Source organism: Isoptericola sediminis (genome assembly GCF_013085345.1).
GTDB classification, from domain to species: domain Bacteria; phylum Actinomycetota; class Actinomycetes; order Actinomycetales; family Cellulomonadaceae; genus Isoptericola; species Isoptericola sediminis.
This window is the reverse complement of record NZ_JABFAJ010000014.1, coordinates 39,036-57,539: the sequence shown is the minus strand read 5'-3', so window position 1 is coordinate 57,539 and position 18,504 is coordinate 39,036. Positions and strand designations below refer to the sequence as shown.

At 72.6% G+C, this 18,504-nt stretch carries 14 protein-coding genes and 1 tRNA gene; 10 read left to right on the top strand and 5 right to left on the bottom strand.

The window, feature by feature from the left end:
* Window positions 1-7 precede the first annotated feature (7 nt).
* Both HLI28_RS08095 and HLI28_RS08090 read right to left on the bottom strand, forming a co-directional pair.
* Window positions 8-940 carry an aldo/keto reductase gene (locus HLI28_RS08095; RefSeq protein WP_171247002.1) on the bottom strand — a complete coding sequence of 311 codons (933 nt, stop codon included), beginning with the start codon at window positions 938-940 and terminating at the stop codon, window positions 8-10.
* A gap of 20 nt (window positions 941-960) precedes the next feature.
* Window positions 961-1,821, bottom strand: a complete 861-nt coding sequence (locus HLI28_RS08090; protein ID WP_171247001.1) for an aldo/keto reductase — start codon at window positions 1,819-1,821, stop codon at window positions 961-963.
* A gap of 96 nt (window positions 1,822-1,917) precedes the next feature.
* Between HLI28_RS08090 and HLI28_RS08085 the strand changes: the two genes are divergently transcribed.
* Entirely contained in the window at window positions 1,918-2,814 is an 897-nt protein-coding gene (locus tag HLI28_RS08085; protein ID WP_171247000.1) for a LysR family transcriptional regulator, read from the top strand.
* 16 nt (window positions 2,815-2,830) lie between these two features.
* Here HLI28_RS08085 and HLI28_RS08080 read toward each other — a convergent pair whose 3' ends face one another.
* A complete protein-coding gene (locus tag HLI28_RS08080) occupies window positions 2,831-3,334 on the bottom strand; it encodes a MarR family winged helix-turn-helix transcriptional regulator (protein WP_171246999.1) in 504 nt (167 codons plus the stop codon).
* Between the two features lie 64 nt (window positions 3,335-3,398).
* Window positions 3,399-3,995, bottom strand: coding sequence for a TetR/AcrR family transcriptional regulator (locus HLI28_RS08075; RefSeq protein WP_171247014.1), 597 nt, complete (start codon window positions 3,993-3,995; stop codon window positions 3,399-3,401).
* Between the two features lie 298 nt (window positions 3,996-4,293).
* On the opposite strand from HLI28_RS08075, the gene HLI28_RS08070 reads away from it, so the two are divergent.
* The 8 genes from HLI28_RS08070 (at window position 4,294) to ppdK (ending at window position 16,232) form a co-directional block, all read left to right on the top strand.
* A tRNA-Gln gene (locus HLI28_RS08070) sits at window positions 4,294-4,365 on the top strand.
* Window positions 4,366-4,498: 133 nt separating this feature from the next.
* Window positions 4,499-6,094: a bifunctional UDP-N-acetylglucosamine diphosphorylase/glucosamine-1-phosphate N-acetyltransferase GlmU gene (glmU, locus tag HLI28_RS08065; RefSeq protein WP_171247013.1), complete on the top strand. Its 1,596-nt coding sequence runs from the start codon at window positions 4,499-4,501 to the stop codon at window positions 6,092-6,094.
* Window positions 6,095-6,129: 35 nt separating this feature from the next.
* Entirely contained in the window at window positions 6,130-7,113 is a 984-nt protein-coding gene (locus HLI28_RS08060; RefSeq protein WP_171246998.1) for a ribose-phosphate diphosphokinase, read from the top strand.
* 344 nt (window positions 7,114-7,457) lie between these two features.
* Window positions 7,458-8,078, top strand: a complete 621-nt coding sequence (locus HLI28_RS08055) for a 50S ribosomal protein L25/general stress protein Ctc (RefSeq protein WP_171246997.1) — start codon at window positions 7,458-7,460, stop codon at window positions 8,076-8,078.
* A 174-nt stretch (window positions 8,079-8,252) separates the two neighbouring features.
* Window positions 8,253-8,855, top strand: coding sequence for an aminoacyl-tRNA hydrolase (gene pth, locus HLI28_RS08050; protein ID WP_171246996.1), 603 nt, complete (start codon window positions 8,253-8,255; stop codon window positions 8,853-8,855).
* Window positions 8,856-8,966: 111 nt separating this feature from the next.
* A complete protein-coding gene (gene mfd, locus HLI28_RS08045; protein WP_171246995.1) occupies window positions 8,967-12,575 on the top strand; it encodes a transcription-repair coupling factor in 3,609 nt (1,202 codons plus the stop codon).
* 54 nt (window positions 12,576-12,629) lie between these two features.
* On the top strand, window positions 12,630-13,526 hold the full coding sequence (locus HLI28_RS08040; protein WP_171246994.1) for a pyruvate, water dikinase regulatory protein: 897 nt from the start codon (window positions 12,630-12,632) through the stop codon (window positions 13,524-13,526).
* 18 nt (window positions 13,527-13,544) lie between these two features.
* On the top strand, window positions 13,545-16,232 hold the full coding sequence (ppdK, locus tag HLI28_RS08035; protein WP_171246993.1) for a pyruvate, phosphate dikinase: 2,688 nt from the start codon (window positions 13,545-13,547) through the stop codon (window positions 16,230-16,232).
* A gap of 51 nt (window positions 16,233-16,283) precedes the next feature.
* Here ppdK and HLI28_RS08030 read toward each other — a convergent pair whose 3' ends face one another.
* Complete coding sequence (locus HLI28_RS08030; protein WP_171246992.1) at window positions 16,284-16,991, bottom strand: DUF2786 domain-containing protein; 708 nt, start codon at window positions 16,989-16,991, stop codon at window positions 16,284-16,286.
* 207 nt (window positions 16,992-17,198) lie between these two features.
* Here HLI28_RS08030 and eno point away from each other — a divergent pair, with 207 nt between their 5' ends.
* Window positions 17,199-18,479 carry a phosphopyruvate hydratase gene (gene eno / locus HLI28_RS08025; RefSeq protein ID WP_171246991.1) on the top strand — a complete coding sequence of 427 codons (1,281 nt, stop codon included), beginning with the start codon at window positions 17,199-17,201 and terminating at the stop codon, window positions 18,477-18,479.
* Window positions 18,480-18,504: the final 25 nt, after the last annotated feature.

The following is an 18,504-nucleotide window of genomic DNA, read 5'->3' as shown; positions in this document are numbered from 1 at the left end:
ACGTCGGTCACGGCACGCGGTAGCCCGCGGCGCGGAACATCTCGTACCACTCGGCGCGGGTGAGCGGGATGTCCGAGCCCTGCGCGGCACCGGCGACGCGCTCCGGCGTCGTCGTGCCCAGCACGACCTGCATCCCGGCCGGGTGGCGGGTGATCCAGGCCGTGGCGATCGCGATGGCCGGCACGTCGTACTTCGCGGCGAGCCGGTCGATGACGGCGTTGAGCTCCGGGTAGTCCTCCGACCCGAGGAACACGCCGTTGAAGAACCCCGCCTGGAACGGCGACCAGGCCTGCACGGTGATGTCGTGCAGGCGGCAGTAGTCCAGCAGCCCGTTGTCGAGGCTGATCGACTGCTCCAGGCCGGCCATGTTGGCGGCCACGCCCTGCGCCACGACCGGCGAGTGGGTGATCGAGAGCTGCACCTGGTTCGCCACCAGCGGCTGCCGGACGGACTTCTTCAGCAGCTCGATCTGGCCCGGCGTGTGGTTGGAGACGCCGAAGGAGCGGACCTTGCCGGTCGACTCCAGGTGGTCGAAGGCGCGGGCGACCTCGTCCGGCTCCACCAGCGCGTCGGGACGGTGCAGCAGCAGCACGTCCAGGTAGTCGGTGTCGAGGGCCTTCAGCGACTCCTCGACCGAGGTGACCAGGTGGTCGTAGGAGAAGTCGAAGTACGGGCCCTCGCGGACGATGCCCGCCTTGGACTGGATGGTCAGCTCCTCGCGCTGCGAGGGCGTGAGCTGCATGGCCTCGGCGAACCGGCGCTCGCAGCCGTGCAGGGGGTCGCCGTAGATGTCGGCGTGGTCGACGAAGTCGATGCCGGCGTCCCGGGCGGTGCGCACGAGCTCGCGGACGGCGTCGTCGTCCATCTGCTGGATGCGCATGAGGCCGAGGACGACGTTGGGGACCTGGCGGCCGCTGGTGCCGAGGGGGACGGTCTTCATGGGTGGATCCTCCGGGTGTTTCAGTGGTCGGAGAGCTCGGCGAGCTCGTCGGCGGTGAGCTCGAGGGCGACGGCGCCGGCCGAGTCCTGGATGCTGGTCGGTCGCGAGGCGCCGGGGATCGGCACCACGACCGGGGCGAGGGACAGCTCCCAGGCGAGCGTGACCTGCTGCGGGCTGACGCCGTGGCTCTCGGCCACGCGGCCGAACGCCGCGTGCGCCGTGCCGACCTCCGCGGCCCGGGCGATGCCGCCGAGCGGCGACCAGGGCAGGAAGGCCACGCCGAGCTCGGCGCAGTGCTGCAGCTCGCCCAGGCTGGAGCGGAACGCGGGGGAGAACTGGTTCTGCACGGACGCGAGCCGTCCGCCGAGCACCGCGTTCGCCTCGTCGATCTGCGCGACGTCCGCGTTGGAGATGCCGGCCTGCTGGATCACGCCCTCGTCGAGCAGCTCGACCAGGGCGCCGACCGACTCGGCGTAGGGCACCGACGGGTCGGGCCGGTGGAACTGGTACAGGCCGATCGCCTCGACGCCGAGCCGCTGGGCGGAGGCCTTGGCCGCCGCCTTGAGGTGCTCCGGGCGGCCGTCCTGGGTCCAGGAGCCGTCGCCGGGGCGCAGGTGCCCGCCCTTGGTGGCGACGAGCACCGAGGAGGTGTCGCCGCCCCAGGAGCGCAGGGCTTCGGCGATCAGCTCCTCGTTGTGCCCGACCTCCCCGGCGTCGCGGTGGTAGGCGTCAGCGGTGTCGATCAGCGTGACACCGGCGTCGAGCGCCGCATGGACGGTGGCGATCGAGCGCTCCCGGTCGGGGCGTCCCTCGATGGACAGGGGCATGCCGCCGAGCCCGATCGCGCTGACGGAGCGGTCTCCGATGGTGCGTGATTCCACGGTTCTCCTTGTCTCGACTGTGCTGTCGACGATAAGAAGTGAGCGATGATGAGTCCAACGACTTGAACTCATACCGTTCAGAACTGGGAGTGATCAATGGAGCTGCGGCAGATGGAGTACCTGGTCGCGGTGGCCGAGGAGGGGCACTTCACCCGTGCCGCGGCGCTGTGCGGGGTGACCCAGTCCGGGCTGTCCGCGGCGATCCGGAACCTCGAGAAGGAGCTGGGTGCGTCGCTGTTCTCCCGGACCACACGCCAGGTCGCCCTCACCGACGCCGGGCGGGCCCTGCTGCCGTTCGCGCGGCGCATGCTCGCCCAGGCCTCCGCCGGCCGGGACGCCGTGGCGCGCGCCAGCCAGCAGCTCTCGGGACGGCTGCGACTCGGGTCCGAGCAGTGCCTCGGCGTGATCGACGTCGGGCCGCTGCTCGAACGGTTCCGGCTGCGCTACCCGCTGGTGGACGTGCAGTTCACCCAGGCCGGGTCCGCCGAGCTCGCCACCCAGGTGCGGGCGGGCGACCTCGACGTCGCGTTCCTGGCGACCACCGAGCACCTCGGCTCCCTGCGGCGTCTGGAGCTCGGCCGCCGACCCGTCGTCGCGCTCGCCCACCCGACCGACGACCTCGCCCGGTCCCCGCAGGTCTCGTGGGAGGACCTGGCCGCCCGGGACTTCGTCGACTTCCGCGAGCCGTGGGCGATCCGTCGGCTCGTCGACGACGCCTTCGCCGACCGGCACCTCGAGCGGAGGGTGCGGATGAGCGTCGACGACGTCCACACGCTGCTGGACTTCGTCCAGCGCGGGCTCGGGGTCGCCGTCGTGCCCCAGCACGTCGCCGCCAAGCCGCAGGCCGCCGGACTCGCGATCCTGGAGCTGCCCGCCGGCGGCGCCCCGGAGTGGGTGGTCTCGGCCGTCTCGGGGGCCTCGGCCGCGCCGGCGGCGGTCCGTCTGCTCGAGCTGCTCGGGGAGGCGAACCTGGCGGTCGCGCAGCCGGCGTGAGCCGTCGCCGGGGCGGCTACCCGTCGAACTGGGCGCCGAGGGTGCGCAGCAGCGCGGCGAGGCGGGGGCGTTCCTCGGCGGGCAGGGCGTCGAGGACCTGGGCCTCGACGTCCAGCAGGTCGCTCATCGCCGCGTCGACACGTGAGCGCCCGGCGCCGGTGAGCCGGACCAGCACGCCGCGCCGGTCCTCGGGGGACCGGTGGCGCTCGACGAGGCCGCGTTCGGCGAGCCGGTCGATGCGGTTGGTCATGGTGCCGCTGGTGACCAGGGTCTGGGCGACGAGGCGTCCGGGGGAGAGGCGGTACGGCTCGCCGGCGCGCCGCAGGGCGGACAGGACGTCGAACTCCCACGTCTCGAGGTCGTGCCGGGCGAAGGCGCCGCGACGCGCACGGTCGAGGTGCCGGGCGAGCCGGCTGATCCGGGAGAAGACGGTCAGCGGCTCGACGTCGAGGTCGGGGCGTTCGCGCTGCCAGGCGGTGACGATGCGGTCGACCTCGTCGCCGGGGTGCGTGCTCTCCATCCTCCGAGCCTAGCGCGGGTCTCTCGATATCAAGAATCTTGATATCGGCCTGTCGGCGGCGGGGTCAGCGCTCGATGAGCCCCGGCTTGCGCTCCATGCCGGACAGCCCGTTCCAGGCCAGGTTGACCAGGTGCGCGGCGACGTCGGACTTCTTCGGTCGCCGGGCGTCGAGCCAGTACTGACCGGTCAGCGCCACCATGCCCACCAGCATCTGTGCGTACAGCGGGGCGACCTTGGGGTCCAGCCCGTTGCTGCGGAACTCCTCGGCCAGGATGTGCTCGACCTGCGTGGCGACGTCCCCGATCAGGGACGAGAAGGTCCCGGTCGCCTGGGCGACGGGGGAGTCGCGCACCAGGATGCGGAACCCGTCCTCGGAGGACTCGATGTAGTCGAGCAGCGCCAGCGCCGTCCGCTCGAGCAGCACCTTGGGGTGGCCGCCCTCGGCCAGCGCCCCCGTCAGGGCGCCCGTCAGGGCCTGCACCTCGCGGTCGACGATGACGGCGTAGATGCCCTCCTTGCCGCCGAAGTGCTCGTACACCACGGGTTTGGAGACCTCCGCCGTGCTGGCGATCTCCTCGACGCTCGTGCCGTCGAACCCCTTCGCCGCGAACAGTCCGCGGCTCACGGCCACCAGCTGCTCGCGGCGCTGGCTCGCGGTCATGCGCGCACGCGGCGGGCGTTTCGTCTCCCGGGGTGCAGCAGCCATGACCTCCATTCTGCCTGGTGCGCGGCCCGGCGGGGTGCGCGGTCCGTCCCGGCGGTGCCCCCGGTCGGCGTGGCGCCGCGTGAGCCCCGGTGTGGTGCGCCCCACGGTGCCGGCCGGTGCACCCGGGCGGGATATGTGCGAGCCACCCGCGGCGACCTGGCAGACTGAGGCCTGGATGTGCGGCGCCCGGGGCCCCGGAGGTCGCCGGCCCGACGGCGGAGCCGGGCGTGGTCCGGTACGACGTCGCGCACGATCCGCCTTGGTGTAATCGGCAGCACAAGGGTTTTTGGTGCCCTTGGTCCAGGTTCGAATCCTGGGGGCGGAGCTCGCGCCAGACCCCCGACAGAGACGGAGCAGTGGTGGTTCCCACGGTCCCCCAGGGCGAGCAGCACCCGACCGACCCGACGACGGCACGACCGGCCGCCGTCGTGGTCCTGGCAGCCGGGCAGGGCACCCGGATGAAGTCCGCGACCCCCAAGGTGCTGCACGGCATCGGCGGCCGCACGATGCTCGGGCACGCGATGACCGCGGCACGGGAGCTGACGCCGGAGCACGTCGCCGTCGTCGTGCGCCACGAGCGCGAGCAGGTCGCGGCCGCGGCGCGGGAGATCGACGCGTCGGCGCTCGTCGTCGACCAGGACGAGATCCCCGGCACCGGGCGTGCCGTGCAGTGCGCACTGGACGCCCTCGACGCCCGGACGCACGCCGTCCGCGCGGCCGACCTGGTGCACAGCGCCGACGAGGTCCACGACGCCGACGGCGAGCACCCGCTCGGCGACGGCCTCGAAGGTGCCGTCGTCGTGCTCGCCGGCGACATCCCGCTGCTCGACGGCGCCACGCTCGCCGAGCTCCTCGCCGCCCACCACGCCGACGGCAACGCCGTGACGGTCCTGACGACCGAGCTGGAGGACGCCACCGGCTACGGGCGGATCGTGCGCGAGGCCGGCACCGGCGACGTCACCGCGATCGTCGAGCACGCCGACGCCACGCCCGAGCAGCGCGAGATCCGGGAGATCAACTCCTCGGTCTACGTCTTCGACGCCGCCGTGCTGCGACGCGGCCTGGGCGGTCTCGGCGACGACAACGCCCAGGGCGAGGTCTACCTCACCGACGTCATCGCCTCCGCCCGCGAGGCCGGCGGCGCCGTGCGCGCGCTGCTGTCCGACGACCCGATGCTCGTCGAGGGCGTCAACGACCGGCTGGCGCTGGCCACGCTCGGTGCCGAGCTGAACCGCCGCACCCTGGAGCGCTGGATGCGCGAGGGCGTGACCGTCGTCGACCCCGCCAGCACCTGGGTGGACGTCGACGTCGAGCTCGCCCGCGACGTCACCCTGCTCCCGGGCACCCAGCTGCACGGGGCGACCACGGTCGCCGAGGGTGCCACGGTCGGCCCCGACACCACGCTGACGGACGTCGAGGTCGGCGAGCGGGCCAGCGTCGTGCGCACGCACGGTTCGCTCGCGGTGATCGGCGCCGACGCCTCGGTCGGGCCGTTCGCCTACCTGCGGCCGAACACGGTGCTCGGCGCCCGCGGCAAGATCGGCACCTTCGTCGAGACGAAGAACAGCCAGATCGGCGAGGGCTCGAAGATCCCGCACCTGTCCTACATCGGGGACGCCACGATCGGCGACGAGAGCAACGTCGGCGCGGCCTCCGTGACGGTCAACTACGACGGCGTGCACAAGCACCGCACCGTCATCGGCTCGCACGCGCGCACCGGGGCGGACAACATGTTCGTCGCCCCCGTGACCATCGGTGACGGCGCGTACACGGGCGCCGGCAGCGTCGTCACCCGGGACGTCCCCGCGGGCGCGCTCGGCGTCAGCCGTGCCCAGCAGCAGAACATCGAGGGGTGGGTGGAGCGCCGTCGCGCCGGCACGCCGGCCGCGGAGGCCGCCGCCCGCACCCGGGACGGGGCCGCCGAGGACGGTGGCGGCCTCGGCCCGCAGGCGAAGCTGGAGCTGGCCGAGCACAATGCCCTGACAGGAGCGATCCCGAAGGTGTCGCACACCGACGACGCCGCCGGGGACCCGGCCTCCTCCGAGTCCGCCTGAGACCGAGCCGCACGTAGCGAAGGAATCTCCTACTGATGAACACCTCCATCCCGGGTACCGGAGAGCGGACCCTCGTCGTCGCGGCCGGTCGCGCACATCCGGCCCTCGCCGAGGACGTCGCCGACGAGCTGGGCATCAACCTGCTGCCGACCTCCGCGTACGACTTCGCCAACAGCGAGACGTACGTCCGGTTCGGCGAGTCGGTCCGCGGCACGGACATCTTCCTGCTGCAGAGCCACACGGCACCGGTCAACCAGTGGTTGATGGAGCACCTGCTCATGGTCGACGCGGCCAAGCGTGCCTCGGCCCGGACGATCACGGTGGTCGCCCCGTTCTACGCCTACGCCCGGCAGGACAAGAAGTCCCGCGGTCGCGAGCCGATCTCCGCGCGGCTGGTCGCGGACATGCTGCACACCGCCGGTGCGGACCGGATCATGAGCGTGGACCTGCACACCGCGCAGATCCAGGGCTTCTTCGACGGTCCGGTCGACCACCTGTGGGCGATGCCGGTGCTGACGGACTACGTCCGCACCCGTGTCGACACCTCGAACGTCACGGTCGTGTCCCCGGACGCCGGCCGGATCCGGGTGGCCGAGCAGTGGGCCGCCAAGCTCGGCGGCGGCCCGCTGGCGTTCGTGCACAAGACGCGTGACGTGACCCGCCCCAACCAGGCCGTGGCGAACCGGGTCGTCGGTGACGTCGAGGGGCGCGACTGCGTGCTCGTCGACGACCTCATCGACACCGGCGGCACGATCTCCGAGGCGGCCAAGGTCTGCATGGAGGCCGGTGCGAAGTCCGTGATCGTGGCCGCCACCCACGGCGTGCTGTCGGACCCCGCCCCGCAGCGGCTGTCCGAGTCGGGTGCCGTCGAGGTCGTCGTGACCGACACGCTGCCGATCCCGCCCGAGAAGCGCTTCGACGGGCTGACCGTGCTGTCGATCGCGCCGCTGGTCGCCCGCGCGATCCGCGAGGTGTTCGACGACGGCTCCGTGACGTCGCTCTTCGACGGCAACCCCTGATCCCCGCCGGGGCGTGCGCCGGCGTGAGCCGGTGCACGCCCGCGGAGGTTTCCTCGACGTCCGCGGACCGGGTACAGTAGACCGGTTGCCTCGGCGAGGGACGTCTGACGGGCAGCGGATCCGACCGGGTCGTGCTGCTCGACGCAGGGACTGCGTCGGACCTCCGTGATCGACTGGGCGGCTGCCGGTGCGGTGACGTCGTCCCGCCCGTGCGGCGTCCCGCGGTCGTGTCCGTCACGTGCCCCACGCCGACGCAGCCGCCCGTCCGCACCGGTTTCGGTCGCGGGCAGCCGGTGGTCCTGTTCCGTCCGCCGGCACGCACAGTCTTCCCAGGAGTGATCCCCATGGCCGAGATCAAGCTCGCCTCCGAGGTCCGCACCGAGTTCGGCAAGGGCGCTGCCCGTCGTATCCGCCGTGCGAACAACATCCCCGCCGTCCTGTACGGCCACGGCACGGACCCGGTCCACGTCACGCTGCCGGGCCACGCCACGATGCTGGCCGTGCGTCACACCAACGCCCTCATCGAGCTCTCCTTCGACAACGGCACCGAGCTCGCCGTCGTCAAGGACATCCAGCGCCACCCCGTGACCTGGAACATCGAGCACATCGACCTGCTGCTGGTGAAGAAGGGCGAGAAGATCGCCGTGGACGTCTGGATCCAGGTCGACGGCGAGTCCGCCCCCGGCACGATCCACTTCGTCGAGTCGCAGACCGTGTCCGTCGAGACCGACGCCACGAGCATCCCGGAGTACATCCACGTCTCGATCGAGGGTCGCGAGTCCGGCGACAACATCCACGCGGGCGACCTCGAGATGCCGAAGGGCGTCACGCTGCTGACCGACCCGGAGCACGCGGTCGTGACGATCACCGAGCCGCGCGGCGAGGAGTCGGCCGAGGAGGCCGAGGAGGAGTCCGCCGCGTCGGCCGAGGGCGAGCAGGCCGAGGGCGAGTCCTCCGCGGAGTGATCCCGGCCTGAGCGGACCGTCCGGCCACGGCCGGGCGCCGCACCGCGCCGCGACATCGCGCCAGGGCCCGACGGCGGACCACACGTCTCGCCGTCGGGCCCTTCGCCGTCCGGCTAGAGTCGGCGCTGACCCGCACCGGGGCGCCCCGACCCGACCGACCGATGGGAGACGAGCATGGCTGACGGACCCTGGCTGGTGGTGGGCCTCGGCAACCCCGGGCCCCGCTACGCCGGCAACCGCCACAACGTCGGCCACATGGTGCTCGACGTCCTGGCGGAGCGCACCGGCAGCCGGTTCGCCAAGCACCCCCGCGCCCAGGCGGCCGTCGCCGAGGCGCGGCTCGGGGTCCTGCCCGGCGGCGCCCCCGGGCCCCGCGTCGTGCTGGCCAAGCCCACGACCTACATGAACACCTCCGGCGGCCCGACGTCGGCGCTGGCCTCCTACTACGGCATCGGGGCCGACCGCGTGCTGGTCGTGCACGACGAGGTCGACATCCCCTTCGACTCCCTCAAGCTGAAGACCGGTGGGGGCGAGGGCGGCCACAACGGCCTGCGGGACATCTCCAAGGCGCTGGGTACCCGCGACTACACCCGGGTGCGCGTCGGCGTCGGGCGCCCGCCGGGACGGATGGACACCGCGGACTACGTGCTCAAGGACTTCTCCGGGTCCGAGCGCAAGGAGCTGCCGATGCTGCTCGTCGACGCGGCCGACGCCGTCGAGATGGTCGCCACCGAGGGCCTGCTCGCGGCGCAGGGCCGGTACCACGCCCGAGCCTGACCGGGTCGGGCCCCGCCGGGCCCGCGTCACCCGCCGTATCCTGAGGACGCCAGCCCGCACGCCCCGCCCCGGGGCGAGGTGGGCCCGTCGCCGTGCGCACGAAGGACTCTCATGAACCTCACCGGCATCGTCCCTGCTCTGCTCGCCGACCCCGGCGCTGCCGCTGCGCTCGACGCGGTCCCCGAGGGCGGCGAGGTCGACGTCGTCGGTCCGCGGGGCGTCCGCGCGCCGCTGCTCGCCGCCGCCGCCGAGAAGCGCCCCCTGGTGGTCGTCACGGCGACCGGCCGGGACGCCGACGAGCTGGCCGCGGCGCTGCGCGCGTACCTGCCGGACGACCGGTCCGACGGCATCGCCGTGCTGCCCTCGTGGGAGACGCTGCCGCACGAACGGCTGTCGCCCCGCGCCGACACCGTGGCCCGCCGCCTCGCGGTCTTCCGCCGGCTCGCCCACCCCGACGAGACCGGCCCGACCGGCCCCGTCGACGTCCTGGTGATGCCGGTGCGGGCCCTGCTCCAGCCCGTGGTGGACGGCCTCGGTGAGCTGGAGCCCGTGGCGCTGCGCACCGGGCAGGAGGCGGACCTCACCGCCGTGGGCGACGCCCTGGTGGCCGCCGCCTACACCCGCGTCGACATGGTCGAGCGCCGGGGGGAGTTCGCCGTGCGCGGCGGCATCCTCGACGTCTTCCCGCCGACGGAGGACCACCCGCTGCGCATCGAGTTCTGGGGCGACGAGATCACCGAGATCCGGTGGTTCGCCGTGGCCGACCAGCGGTCCCTGGAGATCGCCGACCACGGGCTGTGGGCGCCGCCGTGCCGCGAGATCCTGCTCACCGACGCGGTGCGTGCCCGGGCCGCGGACCTGGTGCAGCAGCTCCCGGGCGCCACCGACATGCTGGACAAGCTCGCCGCGGGCGTCGCGGTCGAGGGCATGGAGTCCCTCGCCCCGGTGCTCGTGGAGCGCATGGTGCCGGTGCTCGACCTGGTCCGCGACGACGCGCTGCTGGTCCTGGACGAGCCGGAGCGGGTGCGACGTCGTGCCCACGACCTCGTGGCCACGACCGAGGAGTTCCTCGCCGCGGCCTGGACCGGCGCCGTCGCCGGTGCCGACGCACCGATCGACCTGTCCGCCGCGTCGTTCGCGACGTTCGCCGAGACCCGCGAGGTCGCCGCCCGCCGGGGCCTGGGCTGGTGGACGCTCTCGGCGTTCTCCCTGGAGGGGGCCGAGACCGCCGACGAGGACGCGCCGCCCGTCGCGACGGGGGAGGACGGCGCGACCACCGTCACGATCGCCGCCCGCGACGTGGAGTCCTACCGCGGGGACGTCGCCCGGGCGCTGGACGACGTGCGCGGGCTGCAGAAGGCGGGCTGGCGCCTCGTGCTCACCACGGAGGGCCCCGGACCGGCCAAGCGCATGGTCGAGCAGCTCGGCGCGTCCGACACCGCGGCCCGGCTGTCCACGGACCTGGCCACCGAACCCGAGGGCGGCGTCGTGCACGTCGTCCCGGCGCTGGTCGGCAAGGGGTTCGTCGTCCCCGAGCTGCGGCTCGCGGTCTTCAGCGAGGCCGACCTCACCGGTCGGCAGGGTTCGACCACCCGCGACATGCGCAAGATGCCCTCCCGGCGCCGCAACGTCGTCGACCCGCTGCAGCTCCAGGCCGGCGACTTCGTGGTGCACGAGCAGCACGGGGTCGGACGGTTCGTCGAGATGGTGCAGCGCACCCTCGGCGCCGGGGCGAGCGCGGCCACCCGCGAGTACCTGGTGATCGAGTACGCCTCGTCCAAGCGGGGCCATCCGGGGGACCGCCTGTTCGTGCCGATGGACCAGCTCGACCAGGTCACCAAGTACACCGGCGGGGAGTCGCCCAGCCTGAACAAGATGGGCGGCGCCGACTGGAAGAACACCAAGGCGCGCGCCCGCAAGCACGTCCGCGAGATCGCGAGCGAGCTCATCCGGCTGTACTCGGCGCGCATGGCCACCGAGGGCTACGCCTTCGGGCCGGACACCCCGTGGCAGCGGGAGCTCGAGGACGCCTTCGCCTACGTCGAGACGCCCGACCAGCTCGTCACCATCGACGAGGTCAAGGCCGACATGGAGAAGACCGTCCCCATGGACCGGCTGATCTGCGGCGACGTCGGCTACGGCAAGACCGAGATCGCGATCCGGGCGGCGTTCAAGGCCGTCCAGGACGGCAAGCAGGTGGCCGTGCTCGTGCCCACCACCCTGCTGGTGCAGCAGCACTTCGACACGTTCTCCGAACGGTACGCGGGGTTCCCGGTGAACGTCCGGGCCCTCTCGCGGTTCCAGAGCGCCAAGGAGTCCGAGGAGACGATCGCCGGGCTCAAGGACGGCTCGGTCGACATCGTCATCGGCACCCACCGGCTCATCACGGGCTCGGTGCACTTCAAGAGCCTCGGCCTGGTGATCGTCGACGAGGAGCAGCGCTTCGGCGTCGAGCACAAGGAGACGCTCAAGCAGCTGCGCACCAACGTCGACGTGCTGGCGATGTCGGCGACGCCGATCCCGCGCACGCTGGAGATGGCGGTCACCGGCATCCGGGAGATGTCGACGCTCGCCACGCCCCCGGAGGAGCGCCACCCGGTGCTCACCTACGTCGGCGCCTACGAGGAGAGGCAGATCGCCGCGGCGGTGCGCCGTGAGCTGCTGCGCGAGGGGCAGGTCTTCTACATCCACAACAAGGTCGAGTCCATCGACCGGACGGCGGCGAAGATCCGTGAGCTCGTGCCGGAGGCCCGCGTGGGTGTCGCGCACGGCAAGATGAGCGAGAACCAGCTCGACCAGGTCATCCGGGCCTTCTGGGAGCGGGAGGTCGACGTCCTGGTGTGCACCACGATCGTCGAGACCGGCCTGGACATCTCCAACGCCAACACCCTGATCCTCGAGCGCGCCGACACCTTCGGGCTGTCCCAGCTCCACCAGCTGCGCGGTCGCGTGGGCCGTGGTCGCGAACGTGCCTACGCCTACTTCCTGTACCCCCCGGAGCGGCCGCTCACCGAGACGGCCCACGACCGGCTGGCGACGATGGCCGCGAACACCGATCTCGGGGCGGGCATGCAGATCGCGATGAAGGACCTCGAGATCCGTGGGGCGGGCAACCTGCTCGGCGGCGAGCAGTCCGGCCACATCGCCGGTGTCGGGTTCGACCTGTACGTGCGGATGGTCGGCGAGGCCGTGCGCGCGTTCAAGGGCGAGGGGGACGCCGAGGAACCCGAGGTCACCATCGAGCTCCCGGTCGACGCGCACCTGCCCGAGTCGTACATCGCGACGGAGCGCCTACGCCTCGAGGCGTACAAGAAGATCGCGGCCGCGCAGGACTCCGCGGCGCTGGCCGAGGTCCGCGCCGAGCTGACCGACCGGTACGGGGCGCTCCCGGAGCCGACCGAGTCGCTGTTCTGGGTGGCGGAGTTCCGCAACCACGTGCGGCGGGCCGGGCTCACCGACATCACCGCGCAGGGCAAGTACATCCGCTTCGCGCCGGTGGACCTCCCCGAGTCCGCCCAGATGCGGCTCAAGCGGCTGTACCCCGGCACGGTCCTCAAGCCCGGCATCCGTGCGTTCCTGGTGCCGTTCCCGACCACGGCGCGGATCGGCGGCAAACCGCTGCGCGGTGCGGCGCTGCTGGACTGGGCGCGGCAGCTGGTGGACGCCGTCGTCCTGGGGGAGGTGTCGGCCGCCGCGGCGGCCGGGACGGCCACGCGCTGACGACGCGCCCGGCCCACCCGGCGCGACGACGGTCCCCGGGCCTAGCCTGGGCGCATGATCACCTCCGAGCGCGTCGTCATCCACGTCGTCGCGGACTCCACCGGTGACACCGGTGCGCGGGTGGGCCGAGCGGTCCAGGCGCAGTACCCCGAGCTCGAGGTCGTCGTGGTGCGGCACCCGCGCCTGCACAGCCAGGAGGGGCTCGACGACGTCGTGGAGCAGCTGCGCGCCGACCCGGACCTGGCCGTCGTGTTCTGCACCGTCGTGGACGAGGTGCTGCACGGGCAGGTCATCGACCGGTGCGCCGAGCTGGACATCCCGTGCGCCGACCTGCTCACCCCGGCCCTGGACGCCGTCACCGCTCGGACGGGGGCCGAACCCGCCCGGCTCGTCCAGCCGGTGGGGCTCGCGGCCGACTACTTCGAGCGCATCCACGCGATGGAGTTCGCGATCGCCAACGACGACGGTCACGTCACGCCGGACGGGCTCCAGGAGGCGCAGATCGTCCTGGTCGGCGCCTCGCGCACCGGCAAGACGCCCCTGTCGATGTACCTCGGCTACCTGGGCTACCGGACCGCGAACATCCCCCTCGTCGCCGGCGTCCCGCCGCCGCCGGAGCTGTTCCGGGTCGACTCCTGGAAGATCGTCGGGCTGACCATCGACCCGGAGCGCCTCGTGTCGATCCGCCGGCGCCGGGTGGACCTCATGGGGGCCGCCCGGCAGGGCTCCGGGAGCCTCGGCGGGTACGCCGACCTGGCGCGCATCGTCGACGAGCTCGACGACGTCGCCCAGGTGCAGCGCCGGCTCGGCTGCCCGGTGCTGGACACCACCACGCTGGCCCTGGAGGAGGCCGCGGGGCGGATCATCGATCTTGTGACAGCGCGGCGCCGCACCCGTACAGTCCTGCCCACACGCGCCGACGGGCGGAGCGATCCTTCCGCCCGGAGCTGAGAGGAAGGCAAGGGAGCCATGACCGACCAGTCCGAGCACGCCCGCACCGACCAGACCGTCGTCGAGGACCGGAGCCGACGGCTCGTCTACGACCTGGGCGAGGGAACCGCGGAGATGAAGCCGCTGCTCGGCGGCAAGGGCGCCGGGGTGGCGGAGATGATCCGCATCGGCGTCCCCGTGCCCGACGGCTTCACCGTCACGACCGAGGCCTGCGTCGCGACGATGGAGTCCGGCGGCACCTGGCCGGACGGCCTGTGGGAGGAGATCCTCGCGCACCTGGACGCGCTCGAGCAGCGCACGGGCCGGCGTCTGGGCGCCGCGGAGCGGCCGCTGCTGGTCTCCGTCCGGTCGGGTGCGGTGATGTCGATGCCCGGCATGATGGACACCATCCTCAACCTCGGGATCTCGGACGAGTCCGTCGTCGGGCTGGCCGAGGAGTCCGGCAACCCCCGGTTCGCCTGGGACTGCTACCGCCGCTTCCTGCAGATGTACGGCGAGGTCGTCGAGGGGGTGCCCGGGCACGCGTTCGAGGACGAGATCTCGGCGCTGAAGGCCCGCCGCGGCGTCGAGCTCGACAACGAGCTGACGGTCGAGGACCTCCAGGAGCTGGTCGACACCTTCCGCACCGTGGCGCTGCGCCACACCGGCCAGGGACTGCCCACGGACCCGCGGGAGCAGCTCCGCCGGTCCGTGCAGGCGGTGTTCTCCTCGTGGGACACCCCGCGGGCCAACGTCTACCGCCGGGCGCACGACATCCCCGACGACCTCGGCACGGCGGTCAACGTCATGCAGATGGTGTTCGGCAACCGCGGTGACACCTCCGCCACCGGTGTGTGCTTCACGCGGAACCCCGCCACCGGGACCAAGGAGCTCTACGGCGAGTTCCTGGTCGACGCCCAGGGGGAGGACGTCGTCGCGGGCATCCGGACCCCGCGCGCCCTCGCCGAGATGGAGGAGGTCCTGCCGGACGCCTACCGCGAGCTGCTGGACACCATGGCCCGGCTCGAGCAGCACTACGGCGACATGCAGGACATCGAGTTCACCGTCGACGACGGCAAGCTCTACCTGCTGCAGACCCGCACCGGGAAGCGCACCGCCGCCGCGGCGCTGAAGGTCGCCCGCGACCTCGTCGCCGAGGGCGTCATCGACCGCAGCACGGCGTTGCGGCGGATCGAGCCCGCCCAGCTCGACCAGCTCCTGCACCCGGGCCTCGACCCCGAGCACGGGGAGAAGCCGCTGACCCGCGGCCTGAACGCCTCGCCGGGTGCCGGCGTCGGCACCGTCGTGTTCGACGCCGACACCGCCGCCGAGCGCGGGGACGCCGGCGAGTCCGTGGTGCTCGTGCGGTGGGAGACGACGCCGGACGACATCCACGGCGTCATCGCGGCCCAGGGTGTGCTCACCACCCACGGCGGCATGACCTCGCACGCCGCCGTCGTCGCCCGGGGCATGGGCAAGCCGTGCGTCGCCGGTGCGGGCGAGCTGCAGATCGACGTCGAGGCCCGCACGGTCACCGTGGGGGACACGGTGCTCTCCGAGGGGGACACCATCACCATCGACGGCACCACGGGCGACGTGTACGCCGGCGCGCTGACGCTGGTGCCGCCGCGGATCACCGAGGACTTCACCGCGGTGCTGGCCTGGGCCGACGACGTGCGACGCCTGGGTGTGCGCGCCAACGCGGACACCGGCGCGGACGCGGCCAAGGCCCGTGAGCTCGGTGCCGAGGGCATCGGCCTGTGCCGCACGGAGCACATGTTCATGGACGCCGAGCGGCTGCCCGTCGTGCAGTCGATGATCCTCGCCGAGACCACCGAGGAGCGGGCCGCGGCGCTGGAGCGGCTGCTGCCGATGCAGCAGGCGGACTTCGAGGAGATCCTCACCGCGATGAGCGGGCTGCCGGTCACGATCCGGCTCATCGACCCGCCGCTGCACGAGTTCCTGCCGGACCTCGTCGAGCAGTCCGTGCACGTCCAGCGGCTCGAGGAAGCGGGCACCACCGGCCCCGAGCTGGACGACGCCCGCGAGCTCCTCGCGCACGTCAAGCGGCTCAGCGAGATGAACCCGATGCTCGGCACCCGGGGCGTGCGGCTCGCGCTGCTCTACCCGGAGATCGCGCGGATGCAGGTGCGGGCGATCGCCCGCGCGGCCCGCGCCGTCCGCGAGCGGGGCCAGGACCCGCACGTCGAGATCATGGTGCCGCTGGTCGGGTTCGACGAGGAGCTGCGCCGCATGCGCGAGGTCGTCGAGGAGACCTGGGCCGAGGAGGTGCCCGGGGACGACGTGCCGCACTCGGTCGGCACGATGATCGAGCTGCCGCGGGCCGCGCTCGTCGCCGGCGCGATCGCCGCGCACGCCGACTTCTTCTCGTTCGGCACCAACGACCTGACCCAGACCACGGTCGGCATCTCGCGCGACGACGCCGAGGGGTCGTTCCTGGGCGCCTACGTCGAGGCCGGCATCCTGCCGGGCAACCCGTTCGCGAGCATCGACGTCGACGGCGTGGGCGAGCTGGTCCGCACCGGCGTCCGGAAGGGTCGCGACACGGTCCCGGACCTCAAGACCGGCGTCTGCGGGGAGCACGGCGGCGACCCGGCGTCGATCGCCCTGTTCGACGAGATCGGTCTGGACTACGTCTCGTGCTCGCCGTACCGCGTCCCGATCGCGCGGCTCGCGGCGGCGCAGGTGTCCCTCGGCACGAGCTGAGCGCCCTGACGAGCACGCCCTGACGGCCCGTCCCGGTCCTGGGACGGGCCGTCAGGGCGTCGTGTCGTCGCGGTCCGACGGGTCGTGGGCGGTGGCACCCAGCTCGCCCGCGATCCGCTGCTCGATGGCGGCGGTGGCGGCGTCGGGCAGCACGACGATGCCCTCGAGCTCCTTCATGGCCCGGCGGTAGGCGGACTGCCGCTCGGCCGGGGAGGCGCCGTCGTCGTCGGCCAGGGCCAGCAGCTTCTTCGCCCGGTCCAGCGCCCGCCGCTCCTCCGCCGAGAAGTCGGAGGCCCGACGCCGCTTCGCCTCGCGTTCGGCGACGTCGAACGTGAGCTGGTACTCGCGCACCGCCGCGCCGTACCGGTCCAGCCGCCGACGGTCGCGCAGGTCGGCCGGGTCCTCCGGCCGCAGCGCCTCGGCCTCCCGGCGTGCGCGGTGGTAGTCGACGGTGACCTGCTCGCGCATGTCGGTCATGACCGGGAAGTCGAGGGTCTTGACGGCGTCCAGCTCGTACTCGAGCCAGCGGCGCTCGGTCTCCTCGTGCGTCGCGATCGTGCGCTCGATCTCGTCGGTCAGCGACTCCTCCGCCTCCGCGGCGGCGACGCGGTCCGCGTGCTGGAGCCGGTAGAGCTCGATCTTGTCCCGGCGTCGGCGTTCGTCCCACCGGCGGACGCCGCCGGCCCACCCGCCGATGATCCCGCTCAGCGGGAACACCAGCCACCAGTAGGAGCCGACGAAGTCCCAGAAGCCCTCCACCCTCGTCACGATAGTGCGGCCGCCCCGCGGTGCGCGGGTGAGTTCCGGACGGCGGGTGCTCGCCTGCCGGGCAGGACGGCGGGCCCGCCACGTGAGGGCTACCCTGGGGGCGTCAACCCTCCAACGTCGTGGGCGTCGGCTGCCACGGGACGCAGGAGCGTCCGGGCCTGGCCCCGACCGCCCACGAGCCCTGCAGAAGGAGCATCCGTGGCAAGCATCGAAGCCGTTGGCGCACGCGAGATCCTGGACTCTCGTGGCAACCCCACCGTCGAGGTCGAGATCGCCCTCGACGACGGCACGTTCGCCCGTGCCGCGGTCCCGTCGGGCGCCTCCACGGGCGCCTTCGAGGCCGTCGAGCGCCGGGACGCCGACAAGAACCGCTACCTGGGCAAGGGCGTCGAGGGCGCGGTCAACGCCGTCATCGACGACATCGCTCCCGAGCTCATCGGCTACGACGCCGAGGAGCAGCGCCTGATCGACCAGACGCTGATCGAGCTGGACGGCACCGCGAACAAGGGCAAGCTGGGCGCGAACGCGATCCTCGGCGTCTCGCTCGCCGTGGCGAAGGCCGCGGCCAAGAGCGCGGGCCTGGACCTGTTCCGCTACGTCGGCGGCCCGAACGCGCACGTCCTGCCCGTGCCGATGATGAACATCCTCAACGGCGGGTCCCACGCGGACTCCAACGTCGACATCCAGGAGTTCATGATCGCGCCGGTCGGTGCGGAGTCCTTCAAGGAAGCCCTGCGCATGGGCGCCGAGGTCTACCACGCCCTCAAGGGCGTGCTGAAGGCCGAGGGCCTGGCGACCGGTCTCGGCGACGAGGGCGGTTTCGCCCCGAACCTGTCGAGCAACCGTGCCGCGCTCGACCTGATCATCACCGCGATCGAGAAGGCCGGCTACAAGCCCGGCGACGACGTCGCGCTCGCGCTGGACGTGGCCTCGACCGAGTTCTTCTCGGACGACAAGTACTCCTTCGAGGGCAAGAGCCTGCAGGCCGCCGAGATGACCGAGTACTACGAGCAGCTCGTCGAGGACTACCCGCTGGTCTCCATCGAGGACCCGCTGGCCGAGGACGACTGGGAGGGCTGGAGCACCCTGGTCGCGCGCATCGGCGACAAGGTCCAGATCGTGGGCGACGACCTCTTCGTCACCAACCCGGAGCGCCTCACCAAGGGCATCGAGCTCAAGGCGGCGAACTCCCTGCTGGTCAAGCTCAACCAGATCGGCACCCTCACCGAGACGCTCGACGCCGTGACGCTCGCGCAGCGCAACGGCTTCACCACGATGACCTCGCACCGTTCCGGCGAGACCGAGGACACCATCATCGCGGACCTGTCCGTGGCCACGAACGCCGGTCAGATCAAGACCGGTGCGCCGGCTCGCGGCGAGCGCGTCAACAAGTACAACCAGCTGCTGCGCATCGAGGACGCGCTGGACGACGCCGGGCGCTACGCCGGCAAGTCGGCCTTCCCGCGCTACCAGGCCTGACGCCGGGTCAGGACCGCCGCGCGCG

Excerpts from the sequence above, each read along its gene's own strand:
- HLI28_RS08095 (WP_171247002.1), bottom strand. The coding sequence starts at position 940 with ATGAAGACCGTCCCCCTCGGCACCAGCGGCCGCCAGGTCCCCAACGTC.
- HLI28_RS08085 (WP_171247000.1), top strand. The coding sequence starts at position 1,918 with ATGGAGCTGCGGCAGATGGAGTACCTGGTCGCGGTGGCCGAGGAGGGG.
- HLI28_RS08080 (WP_171246999.1), bottom strand. The coding sequence starts at position 3,334 with ATGGAGAGCACGCACCCCGGCGACGAGGTCGACCGCATCGTCACCGCC.
- HLI28_RS08075 (WP_171247014.1), bottom strand. The coding sequence starts at position 3,995 with ATGACCGCGAGCCAGCGCCGCGAGCAGCTGGTGGCCGTGAGCCGCGGA.
- glmU (WP_171247013.1), top strand. The coding sequence starts at position 4,499 with ATGAAGTCCGCGACCCCCAAGGTGCTGCACGGCATCGGCGGCCGCACG.
- HLI28_RS08060 (WP_171246998.1), top strand. The coding sequence starts at position 6,130 with ATGAACACCTCCATCCCGGGTACCGGAGAGCGGACCCTCGTCGTCGCG.
- HLI28_RS08055 (WP_171246997.1), top strand. The coding sequence starts at position 7,458 with ATGGCCGAGATCAAGCTCGCCTCCGAGGTCCGCACCGAGTTCGGCAAG.
- pth (WP_171246996.1), top strand. The coding sequence starts at position 8,253 with ATGGCTGACGGACCCTGGCTGGTGGTGGGCCTCGGCAACCCCGGGCCC.
- mfd (WP_171246995.1), top strand. The coding sequence starts at position 8,967 with ATGAACCTCACCGGCATCGTCCCTGCTCTGCTCGCCGACCCCGGCGCT.
- HLI28_RS08040 (WP_171246994.1), top strand. The coding sequence starts at position 12,630 with ATGATCACCTCCGAGCGCGTCGTCATCCACGTCGTCGCGGACTCCACC.
- ppdK (WP_171246993.1), top strand. The coding sequence starts at position 13,545 with ATGACCGACCAGTCCGAGCACGCCCGCACCGACCAGACCGTCGTCGAG.